The following is an 11,841-nucleotide window of genomic DNA, read 5'->3' as shown; positions in this document are numbered from 1 at the left end:
ACGGGTCACCATTTATAAATATTCTTTCACCCTACTTTCCAAATTACAAGACTTACTATATAAAGTAACTTTTTATCTATAAAAAGGTATCCTAAAAACCTATAAAACCTAAGAGCAGGATAATTTTAAATGTTTAAAGCAAAAAGTTTATATCACTTAATTGTCTACAGTATTTTATTTATAATAGTATTAATTTCATTTTTTACATTTATTATAATTAATAATGCCCATGAAGAACTTCAAGATAAAATTGTAACACTAAACACTGATTATAAAGATAACCAAAAAGAACTTATTAAAAATGATGTTAATTCTATGATTAGTTTTATTAAGTATACACATGACAAATACAAAAATACTAAAAATATAAAAGCAATAAAAAAAGAGATATTAACTACTATTCAAGAAATAAGAAAATATAAAGATCTAAATGAATATATATTTATTTATAATTTTGATGGTACATCAATCTATCATCCAGTAGCAAAAGAAAATATTGGAGAGAATTTACTTGAATTTACAGATATAAAAGGGAAAAAGGTAATTAAAGAACTTATATCTATTTCTAAACAAAAAGATGGTGGATATATAGAATATTCTTGGTATAAACCTGATATTTCAAAAAATGTGAAAAAGATATCTTACTCAAAATCTTATGAACCATTAAATTGGGCTATTGGTAAAGGTGTCTATTTAGATAAAATTGATAATCTAGTACAAGAAAAGAAATATGAATATGACCAAAAAATATCTGATTATACCTTACAAATTACATCTCTAACTATTATGCTAGTTTTATATTCAATATTTATTTATAAAAATGCAACAATATTAATTGTAAGTGATGTAAAAGAAATAGGTAAATATTTTAAAGAGTCACAGCAAAATAATACGCCGTTAAATCAAAATAGATTAATTTTTGGTGAATTTAAAGTAATCGCAAATTATGCAACAGATGCAATGAATAATATAAAATTAAAAACTCATATGCTAGAAGACTTAAATAAAAATTTAGAATATAAAGTTGATGAAAAAACTAAAGAATTAACAAATTTAATTGAATCTCAAAAAAAATTTATAAAAAACTCTGTACATGAAATCAACACTCCACTTTCTATAATTCAAACCAATATTGATTTATTAAAAATGAATATACCAAATAATAAATATATTACTCATATTGAATCAGGTGCAAAAATAATTCAATATATCTATGATGATTTATCTTATCTTATAAAAAAAGATAGAGTTATTTATGAAAAAGAATATTTAAACCTTTCGAGTATCATCTCTCAAAGATTAGATTTTTTTCATGAAATTGCTACTTCAAATTCTCTGCATTTTGTAAGTAATATAGAAGAAGATATTTATATAAAGTTTAATATAACAGAATTTCAAAGAATAATTGATAACAACTTATCTAATGCTATTAAATACTCTTATTCAAATTCTCCTGTTTTTATAAAATTAAGTTATACAAATGATGATCAAGTAGAATTTTCAGTTTCTACAAAATCTAAAAAAATTGAGTATCAAAGTAAGATTTTTGATGATTTTTATAGGGAGAATAGTAACAGAGGAGGGTTTGGCTTAGGACTTAAAATTGTGAAAGAAATTTGTGACAAGAATTTAGTTATAATAAAACTAGAATCTAATGAACAAGAAACAAAATTTACTTATAGGTTTAGAATAAATGAAAATATTACTACTTGAAGATGAACTAATGTTAAATAATGCCATTTGTGAATACTTAAAAGGTATTGGACATATGGTTGAGAGTTTTACAGATGGGCAAGAAGTCTTAGATAATGTTGATATATCTTATGATTTATTGATACTAGATATAAACGTTCCAACAAAAGATGGCTTTGAGATACTAGAAGAACTTAATAGCAAGAAAATATATATACCAGCAATTTACATATCAGCACTTATTGATATTGAAGATATCACTAAAGCATATGACTTAGGTTGTAGAGAATATATAAAGAAACCTTTTCACCTAGAAGAGCTCGGAATCAAGATAAATCAAATATTAAAAAAAGACCAAAATAAAACAACTCATATAAAATTTTCTGAAAATTATGCTTATTCTAAAGATAAACAAACACTATATTTTAATGGTGAACCTCAAAATCTTACAAAAAAACAATTAGAGATTATTCATATCTTAGCGCTTAATATTAATATGATTGTAGACTTTGAAAGATTTAGAATAGACATATGGGATGGAGAGAATATCGATAATCCAACAATTAGAGCAGAGATATCAAGATTAAAAAAAGCACTAAAAGAAGACTTTATTAAAAATATTAGAGGATTAGGATACAAAATAGATAGATATTATTCTGTTTAATAAAAGCCTATTTTCAGGCTTCTATTAAATTATTTTCTATATTAAAACTATTCATTCAAAAAAAATTCAAAAAAAATTCAGAAATTATTTCAATTGCTACCTTTTTGCTATATTAACTTATTATACTTTCAATGTTAAATTATTAAACGATTTATATTGTTTGATAAAAATAATTAAGGAGAGCAGAATGAGTCCAGAAAAAGCACAAGCATACTGGAAAGAAAACATTTCTATGATTATTAAACTATTAGTAGTTTGGTTCGTAGTTTCTTTCGGTTGTGGTATTTTATTTATAAATGAACTTAATGCTATTGAAATTAGCGGGGTTAAGTTAGGATTTTGGTTTGCACAACAGGGTGCAATTTATGTATTTGTAGTATTAATTTTTGTTTACGTTAAAGTAATGGCAGGAATTGATGAGAAATACGGCGTTAACGAATAGGAGAATTATAAAATGGAATTACAATCATTAATTTACCTATTTGTAGGTATTTCATTCGCAGTTTACATCGGTATTGCTTTATGGGCAAAAGCTGGTTCAACTAAAGATTTCTATGTTGCAGGTGGTGGTGTTCATCCAGTTGCAAATGGTATGGCGACAGCAGCTGACTGGATGTCTGCAGCTTCATTTATCTCATTAGCAGGTATCATTTCTTTCAAAGGTTCTGATGGTGCTGCATATTTAATGGGTTGGACTGGTGGATACGTTCTACTTGCTATGTTATTAGCTCCTTATTTAAGAAAATTTGGTAAATTTACAGTTCCTGACTTCGTTGGTGACAGATATTATTCTGACACTGCAAGACTTGTTGCTGTTGTTGGTGTTATTTTTGTATCGTTTACTTATGTTGCGGGACAAATGAGAGGTGTTGGAATCGTTTTCTCAAGATTCTTACAAGTTGATGTAAATACTGGTGTATTAATCGGTATGGCAATTGTATTCTTCTATTCTGTTTTAGGTGGAATGAAAGGTATTACATATACACAAGTTGCACAATATGTTGTTATGATTTTTGCATACATGATTCCTGCAATTTTCTTATCATTACAAGTTACAGATACATTCTTACCTCAATTAGGTATTTTTGCAACAACTACGTTTGCATTCGACACTGGAGTTTCAACAATTCCTGAAGGAACATATCTATTACATGCACTTGACCAATCTATATCTGATCTTGGTTTTACTGATTATACGCAACCAGGTAACTTATGGAATATGTTTATGCTTACAACAGCATTAATGTTAGGAACAGCAGGATTACCTCACGTTATTGTTAGATTCTTTACAGTTCCAACTGTAAGAGATGCTAGAATATCTGCTGGTTGGGCTTTATTATTTATTGCAATTATGTATACAACTATTTCATCAGTTGCTGCATTCTCAAGAGTTAATTTAATTAAAAACTTACAAAATACTGAATATAAAGCATTTGTAAATGGTGAAATTGAAGGTAACGACGGAAAATGGTTTACAACATGGGAAAATGGTGGATTATTAGGATGGAATGACCGAAATGGTGATGGTAAAATTCAATATGCTACTGGTAAAGCTTTTGAAGGTGCTAAAGGTCAACCTTCATTTGATGGAGAAAACAGAGGAATTCATGGTGAGAGATTAGTTACTAATGCAAAAGGACCAGCATCAGCTGAAGAATTAGCAAAAGGTAACGGTATTGCAAATGAATTATATGTAGATAGAGATATCATGGTTCTTGCGAATCCTGAAATTGCAAACTTACCTAACTGGGTAATTGCATTTATTGCAGCGGGTGGTCTTGCAGCAGCATTATCAACAGCAGCAGGTTTATTACTTGTAATTGCATCAGCAATTTCACATGACCTTATGGGTCAAGTTATTTTCAAAGACAAAGAAACTGGGAAATCAACTTTAAATGAGAAAACTGAGTTAATGTGGGCAAGAATTTCAGCTATCGTTGCTATTTGTATAGCCGGTTACTTAGGAATTAACCCTCCAGGATTTGTTGCACAAGTAGTTGCGTTTGCATTTGGTCTAGCAGCAGCAGCATTCTTCCCAACAATTATACTTGGAGTATTTGATAAAAGAATGAACAAAGAAGGTGCTATTGCAGGTATCTTAGTTGGTCTTATCTTTACATTCGGATATATTATCTACTTCGTATTCTTAGGTGGAAAAGCAGAAGATTACTTCTTAGGAATTCACCCAACTGGTATTGGTACAATAGGTACATTATTACACCTTATTGTGGCAGTAATTGTTTCTAGAATGACTCCTGAGCCTCCAGCTCACATTCAAGAACTAGTTGAAAAAATTAGAATCCCTTCAGGTGCTGGTGAAGCTGTAGATCACTAGTCACTTTTACTAAAAAGTATGTCCTTGGGCATACTTTTAGTATTTTTTTATATTATTGATTATAATATAAAAAAATACTAACTTAAGGAATCTAAATGAGCTTACAAGATCAAGAAGCCTTTCTTTCAAATATTCATCCCTTCGAAGTTTTAACAGAAAATCAAATTAACAAATGTATCAAACATATGGATATAGCATATTATCCAAAAGGTAGAGTTCTAATTAGTCCTGAAAAAATCTCTAATCATTTTTTTATAATAATTAAAGGTTCGGTTTATGAATATAAAGAGGATGAAGTTATAATGGATTATCATCAAGAAGATTCTTTTGATGCAAATTCTCTTATTTATAATGAAACTGAAAATACATTCAAAGTACATGAAGACCTAATTTGTTATGAACTTGAAAAAGCTACTTTTTTAAAATTAATTGAAGGAAATGAAAAATTCAAAGATTTCTTTTTAAATAATCTTGTAAATAAAATTCAAACATTAAAAAATAAAGAATATACCTCTGAATTATCTTCTTTTATGATTGCAAAAGTTGATGATACTATTATTCATGAAGCTTGTATTGTAGATGAAGATACAAAACTTATTGATGCTATTGAAAGTTCAATGACATATAAAACATCAACTATAATTGTAAAAAAAGAAGATGATAGTTATGGAATAATTACAGATTCACTTCTAAAAGTAAAAGTATTGTTAGAAGGAAGAAGTTTAAATATTCCAGTAAAAGAGATTGCTGTATTTCCATTAATGACAGTATTTAATGATGATTATTTATTTGATGCTCTAACAATATTAATAAAAAGAAATATCAAAAGAGTTGGTGTAACAAATAATCAAGGAGAAATGCTAGGAGTAGTAGAACAAATTGATATTTTGTCACATTTTGCTAATAATACTTATGTTGTAGATACAAAAATAAAGAAAGCCAAAACAATAGAAGACTTAAAAACCTCAAGTAATGATTTAATAAATATAATCAAAAGTTTACAAGCAAAAGGTGTAAAAGTAAATCACATCTCAAATTTAATCGGGCAATTAAATACAAAAGTTTATCAGAAATTATATCAATTAGTAGTACCAAAAGAGTTACAAAAAGATGCATGTTTAATAGTAATGGGAAGTGAAGGAAGAAATGAACAAATTATAAAAACTGATCAAGATAATGCACTTGTTGTAAAAGATGGAATAGATGTAGCTGTATATCGTCCATATATGGATAAACTAACCGCTCATTTAATAGACTTCGGTTATCCACCTTGCGAAGGAAATATTATGGTTTCAAATCCATTTTGGTGTAAAACCGTAAGTGAATACAAAAATGAAACAAAAAGATGGATTGAAGCACCTGATATGCAAAACTATATGGATTTAGCAATATTCTTTGATTCCTTTGCTGTTGCAGGAGATAAGCAATTATTGATAAATTTAAAAGATGATTTATTTGATAAACTTCATGATAAAGATGTCTTTATGGCATATTTTGCAAAAGCTACTTTAACTTTTGATACACCAAGCACTGTTGCAAATTTTATGACAAAAGTTCATTATATTGATATTAAAAAAACTGCAGTATTCCCAATTGTACAAGGAATTCGTTCTTTAGCTTTAAGGGAAAAAATTAGGGAAACTACAACTGTAAAAAGAATTAAAATCTTAGAACAGAAAAAAATCCTAGAAAAAGAAAAAGCGGATGAGTTACTAGAGGCATTTGATGTTGTAAATACATTAAGATTAAAATCTCAACTTGAAAAATTACTTGAAAATAAAAAAATAAACAATGAAATAGATACTCATCATTTAGGAAAAATAGAAAGAGATTTATTAAAAGATTCTTTTAAAATAGTAAATGATTTTAAAAAGTTTATTAGCTATTCTTTTAAAATAGATAAGATTTCATAATGTTTGCAAAATTTTTTAAAAACTGGAATAGAAAAAAATTAAAAGATAAAAAATATGATTTTTTATTTGATGATCCTATTCCTAATGAATATGTATGCTTAGACTGTGAAACAACAGGATTAAATCCAAAAAAAGATGAAATACTTTCAATTGGAGCAGTTCATATAAAAGAGAATAAAGTAATCATGAGAAAAACTTTTAATATCTTTGTAAAACCCTCTAAAAATATAAGTGCCGAATCTATAAAAATTCATAGAATAAGACCTATAGATTTAGAAAATGCAGTTAGTCCAGAAGAAGCTATTCTAAAAATACTAGACTTTATAGGTTCAAGACCAATTGTGGGTTATTATATTAAATTTGACATTGCGATGATTTCAAAATATACAAAACAATATATTGGAGTAAAATTACCAAATGAAAGTATTGAAGTATCATCAATGTATTTCAAATCAAAAAAGAAAACAAGTGAATATGAATTTATTGATTTGAAATTTGATACTATATTAAAAGAATTAAATATTCCAACTCTTGGGAAACATGATGCATTAAATGATGCAATAATGACGTCTATGATGTTTTTAAAACTTAAAGATGTTACACCTGCAAAAACCACTTTTTACACTAGTTAAAAAAATATATATAAGATAGAGGAATAAATAAGCCATTTATTCTCTCTTATATAGCTTCTAAAAGTTACATATTCACTCTTATTAATTTAAATGTTTCTTAAATTCACAAAATAAAAGTATGAACTAAATTACTCTTTGTATTATTAGACTTTATTTTATTCAATACTATGTTTTTTAATTTAATAAGCAAGTATTTAAAACTTGAATAAAAAAGTAAAGGATCCAAATATGAATGATGAGTTAGTACAACGAATCAAAGACAACCCAAAATATCAAGAACTGATTAAAAAAAGATCTGGCTTTTCTCTTAAGCTGGCAATTTTTGTATTAGTTATGTTTTATGCTTTTATTTTAACAATTGCATTTGAACCAACTTTATTAGCTACAAAAACTGGTGATGGAGTTATGACTATTGCATTCCCAATTGCAGCTGCAATTATTGTAATAAGTTTTATTACAACACTAATTTATGTTAGACGTGCAAATGGCGAATTTGAAGATTTAACAAACCAAGTTAGAGAAGATATAAAGGATGCATTATAATGTTTAGAATTTTAACACTTATTTCAATTTTTGCAATTGCTGCATTTGCTGCTGGTGATGCTACATTTGAAGCTACTAAAAGAGATATTAATATTCCTGCAATTGTAATGTTCTTTATTTTTATTGGAGCAACACTTGGAGTTACATACTGGGCAGCTAGTAAAACAAAATCTGCTAGTGATTTTTATACAGCTGGTGGTGGAATAACTGGTTTCCAAAATGGTATGGCTATTGCTGGTGATTATATGTCAGCTGCATCTTTCTTAGGACTTTCAGGTTTAGTTTATCTAAAAGGTTATGATGGTTTAGTTTATGCAGTTGGATTTTTAGTTGGTTGGCCTGTAATTTTATTTTTAATGGCAGAAAAACTAAGAAACTTAGGAAAATTTACTTTTGCTGATATTGCTGCATTTAGACTTGGTCAAAAAGAGATTAGAGTTTTAGCTGCATTTGGTTCTTTATCAGTTGTAACTTTATACTTAATTGCTCAAATGGTTGGTTCTGGAAAACTTATTCAGGTATTATTTGGTTTAGAATATGAATATGCAGTTATGCTTGTTGGTGTTATGATGATAATTTACGTAACTTTTGGTGGTATGCTTGCAACTACATGGGTACAAATTATTAAAGCTATCTTATTACTTTCAGGTGTTACATTTATGGCATTTATGATTTTACAACAATTTAATTTTGACTTCACATTATTAGCAACTAAAGCTGTTGAAACACATACATTAGGTCAAGATATTATGGCACCTGGAGGATTTATATCTGATCCAATTTCTGCTATATCTTTAGGTCTTGCGTTAATGTTAGGAACTGCAGGTTTACCTCATGTTCTTATGAGATTCTTTACAGTTGGTAATGCTAAGGAAGCTAGAAAATCTGTTGTTTATGCAACTGGTTTTATTGGTTACTTCTATTTAGTTATTGCTGTTATTGGTCTTGGTGCTATAGTTTTCCTAAACTCTGATGCAGGAGCTCAATACTTTGTTGATGGAAAGTTATTCGGTGGAAATAATATGGCAGCTATTCACTTATCACATGTAGTTGGCGGAGATATTTTCTTAGGATTTATTTCAGCTGTTGCTTTTGCTACTATTTTAGCAGTTGTTTCAGGACTTACACTTGCAGGTGCATCTGCAATCTCTCATGATATTTACGCAAATGTAATTATGAAAGGTAAAGCTAACGAAGAGATGGAAATGAAAGTTTCTAAAAGAGCAGTAATAGTTATTGGTGTTGTAGGAGTTGCTTTAGGTATTGCTTTTGAACATCAAAATATTGCATTTATGGTTGGACTTGCATTTGCCATTGCAGCCTCTGCAAATTTCCCAATTCTTTTCTTATCAATTTATTGGTCAAAATTAACTACAAGAGGTGCATTTATTGGTGGACTTATGGGTCTTATCACTGCTGTTATTCTTGTAATATTAGGTCCTGTTGTTTGGGTTTCTGTATTAGGAAACGAAGAAGCTATCTTCCCGTACAAACATCCTGCACTGTTCTCTGTTGCAGTTGCATTTATTAGTATTTGGTTCTTCTCAATTACTGATAAATCTCAAAGAGCAAAAGATGAAATTCATGCCTTTGAAGCACAAAAAGTTAGAGCGGAAACTGGTTTCGGTGCTGACGGTGCAGTTGATCACTAAAACAATTACAAAAGAGAGTTTTTCTCTTTTGTAACATATATAATTTATATATCACTTTTTGTAACATAATATATAACTTTTTTACATATTATAATTATATAAATTTAATCTTAAAATTTAATACTAAATTTAATAATTTATAAAAATATTTTTTGTTACATTTCTACTTATATTACACAATTTATACACTTTTTTTCTAATTTTTTTAACCTTACATAATAGTTTCTATGTTACATTTAATAACTATTATCTTATTTGCTATTTTATTGCTATTAATATTATTAGCATTTAGTCAGATAAGTATAAAAAATAAATATAAATATCTAAATATATTTATATTAAAAAAGGAAGCAGAATGAATGACGAATTAGTAGAGAGAATCGAAAATAACCCAAAATATCATGAACTAGTTTCTAAAAGAAATAGTTTAGGTATTAAATTAGGTATTTTTGTACTAGTTATGTTTTATGCATATATTTTAACAATTGCATTTAACAAAGAAATTTTAGCAACAAAAATTGGTGATGGACTTACAACAATAGCCTTTCCTATTGCATTAGCAATTTTAGTGATTAGTTTTATTACAACTCTTATTTATGTAAGAAAAGCAAATGGTGAATTTGAAGATTTAACTAATGATATAAAAAATGATGTAAAGGATTTAATTTAATGTTTAAAATATTAGCGCTAATAACTATATTTGCATTATCTGTTTTTGCAGCAGGTGAGGCAGAATTTGAAGCTGTAAAAAGAGAACTTAATGTTACTGCAATCGTTATGTTCCTTGTTTTTATTCTTGGTACTTTAGGTATTACGTATTGGGCTGCAAAGAAAACAAAATCAGCAAGTGACTTTTATACAGCAGGTGGTGGAATTACTGGTTTCCAAAATGGTTTAGCAATTGCTGGTGATTATATGTCAGCTGCTGCATTTCTTGGAGTATCAGGACTTATTTATTTAAAAGGTTATGATGGAGTTATCTATGCTGTATCATTCTTAGTAGGTTGGCCAATTATTCTTTTCTTTATGGCTGAAAAATTAAGAAACTTAGGTAAATTTACTTTTGCTGATATTGCTGCATATAGATTAGCACAGAAAGAAATTAGAACATTAGCTGCATTTGGTACTTTATCTGTTGTAATTTTATATCTTATTGCTCAAATGGTAGGAGCTGGTAAACTTATTCAAGTACTATTTGGTATGGAATATGAGTATGCGGTAGTTCTTGTTGGTGTAATGATGATTATTTATGTTACTTTTGGTGGTATGCTTGCAACTACTTGGGTACAAATAATTAAAGCTTGTTTATTATTATCAGGTGTTTCTTTTATGGCAATTATGATTCTATATACTTATGATTTTAACTTTGAATCTTTAGCAGTTGCTGCAACTGAAAATCATAGTGATGGTGAAGCTATACTTGCTCCTGGTGGATTCATTTCAGATCCTATTTCTGCTATTTCTTTAGGTATGGCTTTAATGTTAGGAACAGCTGGTTTACCTCATGTACTTATGAGATTCTTTACAGTTGGTAATGCTAAAGAAGCTAGAAAATCTGTTGTTTATGCGACTGGTTTTGTTGGTTATTTTTGGGTAATTATTACTATTGTTGGGTTTGGTGCAATTGCTTTCTTAAACTCAGCAGATGGTGCACAATATTTTGTAGATGGTAAATTGTTTGGTGGAAACAATATGGCTTCAATTCACTTATCTCATATGTTAGGTGGGAATCCATTCTTAGGATTTATTTCAGCTGTTGCTTTTGCTACAATTTTAGCAGTTGTATCGGGACTTACATTATCAGGAGCAAGTGCAATTTCACACGATCTTTATTCTAATGTAATTAACCCAAATGCTACTGATGAACAAGTTGTTAAACTTTCAAAAATCACAGTAATTGTTGTAGGTATTCTAGGTGTTATATTTGGTATTGCATTTGAACAACAAAATATTGCTTATATGGTAGGTCTTGCATTTGCTATTGCAGCATCAGCAAACTTCCCAATTTTATTCCTTTCAATTTATTGGAGAGGATTAACAACAAGAGGTGCATTTATTGGTGGATTTATTGGATTAATTACAGCAGTTACGCTAGTAGTTATTGGACCAATTGTTTGGGTAGATATTTTAGGAAATGCAGAAGCATTATTCCCATATAAATATCCTGCATTATTCTCTGTTACAACTGCATTTATAGCAATCTGGATTTTTTCTAAAACTGATAATTCTCAAAGAGGAAAAGATGAAAAAGAAATGTTTAGAGCTCAAAATATTAGAGCAAATACAGGTATTGGGTCAGCAGGTGCGGTTGATCACTAGTACTAAAAAAAGATTAAAGAGTTATTCTCTTTGATCTTTTTTATTTAACTTAAATTGAGTATTATTAAAAGTATTTAAATAAAATATTTTT

At 28.3% G+C, this 11,841-nt stretch carries 10 protein-coding genes; all 10 read left to right on the top strand.

Annotated features, from left to right (window positions below; translation table 11 throughout):
• Positions 1-129: 129 nt before the first annotated feature.
• The 10 genes from KO488_RS11330 to KO488_RS11285 all read left to right on the top strand — a co-directional run bounded on the left by KO488_RS11330 (position 130) and on the right by KO488_RS11285 (position 11,750).
• Positions 130-1,713, top strand: coding sequence for a cache domain-containing protein (locus tag KO488_RS11330; RefSeq protein WP_216058931.1), 1,584 nt, complete (start codon positions 130-132; stop codon positions 1,711-1,713).
• A complete protein-coding gene (locus KO488_RS11325; RefSeq protein WP_216058930.1) occupies positions 1,694-2,356 on the top strand; it encodes a response regulator transcription factor in 663 nt (220 codons plus the stop codon). The genes KO488_RS11330 and KO488_RS11325 overlap by 20 nt, the downstream gene beginning before the upstream one ends.
• Positions 2,357-2,543: 187 nt before the next feature.
• A complete protein-coding gene (locus tag KO488_RS11320; protein WP_216058929.1) occupies positions 2,544-2,798 on the top strand; it encodes a DUF4212 domain-containing protein in 255 nt (84 codons plus the stop codon).
• A 12-nt stretch (positions 2,799-2,810) separates the two neighbouring features.
• Entirely contained in the window at positions 2,811-4,691 is a 1,881-nt protein-coding gene (locus KO488_RS11315; RefSeq protein WP_216058928.1) for a sodium:solute symporter family protein, read from the top strand.
• 95 nt (positions 4,692-4,786) lie between these two features.
• Positions 4,787-6,604: a DUF294 nucleotidyltransferase-like domain-containing protein gene (locus tag KO488_RS11310; RefSeq protein WP_216058927.1), complete on the top strand. Its 1,818-nt coding sequence runs from the start codon at positions 4,787-4,789 to the stop codon at positions 6,602-6,604.
• Positions 6,604-7,236 carry a 3'-5' exonuclease gene (locus KO488_RS11305; protein WP_216058926.1) on the top strand — a complete coding sequence of 211 codons (633 nt, stop codon included), beginning with the start codon at positions 6,604-6,606 and terminating at the stop codon, positions 7,234-7,236. Before KO488_RS11310 ends, KO488_RS11305 begins: the two co-directional genes overlap by 1 nt.
• 228 nt (positions 7,237-7,464) lie before the next feature.
• Positions 7,465-7,779, top strand: a complete 315-nt coding sequence (locus KO488_RS11300; protein ID WP_216058925.1) for a DUF485 domain-containing protein — start codon at positions 7,465-7,467, stop codon at positions 7,777-7,779.
• The gene (locus KO488_RS11295; RefSeq protein ID WP_216058924.1) at positions 7,779-9,431 is read left to right on the top strand and encodes a cation acetate symporter; all 1,653 of its coding nucleotides are present in this window, start codon (positions 7,779-7,781) and stop codon (positions 9,429-9,431) included. Before KO488_RS11300 ends, KO488_RS11295 begins: the two co-directional genes overlap by 1 nt.
• 355 nt (positions 9,432-9,786) lie before the next feature.
• The gene (locus KO488_RS11290; protein ID WP_216058923.1) at positions 9,787-10,101 is read left to right on the top strand and encodes a DUF485 domain-containing protein; all 315 of its coding nucleotides are present in this window, start codon (positions 9,787-9,789) and stop codon (positions 10,099-10,101) included.
• Positions 10,101-11,750, top strand: a complete 1,650-nt coding sequence (locus KO488_RS11285; RefSeq protein ID WP_216058922.1) for a cation acetate symporter — start codon at positions 10,101-10,103, stop codon at positions 11,748-11,750. Before KO488_RS11290 ends, KO488_RS11285 begins: the two co-directional genes overlap by 1 nt.
• Positions 11,751-11,841: the final 91 nt, after the last annotated feature.

Source organism: Poseidonibacter lekithochrous (genome assembly GCF_018861145.1).
GTDB classification, from domain to species: Bacteria; Campylobacterota; Campylobacteria; order Campylobacterales; family Arcobacteraceae; genus Poseidonibacter; species Poseidonibacter lekithochrous_A.
This window is presented reverse-complemented; position numbering and strand designations above follow the sequence as displayed.

Bases quoted from the DNA above. Each gene is read 5' to 3' on its own strand.
- KO488_RS11330 (WP_216058931.1), top strand. From the start codon at position 130: ATGTTTAAAGCAAAAAGTTTATATCACTTAATTGTCTACAGTATTTTA.
- KO488_RS11325 (WP_216058930.1), top strand. From the start codon at position 1,694: ATGAAAATATTACTACTTGAAGATGAACTAATGTTAAATAATGCCATT.
- KO488_RS11320 (WP_216058929.1), top strand. From the start codon at position 2,544: ATGAGTCCAGAAAAAGCACAAGCATACTGGAAAGAAAACATTTCTATG.
- KO488_RS11315 (WP_216058928.1), top strand. From the start codon at position 2,811: ATGGAATTACAATCATTAATTTACCTATTTGTAGGTATTTCATTCGCA.
- KO488_RS11310 (WP_216058927.1), top strand. From the start codon at position 4,787: ATGAGCTTACAAGATCAAGAAGCCTTTCTTTCAAATATTCATCCCTTC.
- KO488_RS11305 (WP_216058926.1), top strand. From the start codon at position 6,604: ATGTTTGCAAAATTTTTTAAAAACTGGAATAGAAAAAAATTAAAAGAT.
- KO488_RS11300 (WP_216058925.1), top strand. From the start codon at position 7,465: ATGAATGATGAGTTAGTACAACGAATCAAAGACAACCCAAAATATCAA.
- KO488_RS11295 (WP_216058924.1), top strand. From the start codon at position 7,779: ATGTTTAGAATTTTAACACTTATTTCAATTTTTGCAATTGCTGCATTT.
- KO488_RS11290 (WP_216058923.1), top strand. From the start codon at position 9,787: ATGAATGACGAATTAGTAGAGAGAATCGAAAATAACCCAAAATATCAT.
- KO488_RS11285 (WP_216058922.1), top strand. From the start codon at position 10,101: ATGTTTAAAATATTAGCGCTAATAACTATATTTGCATTATCTGTTTTT.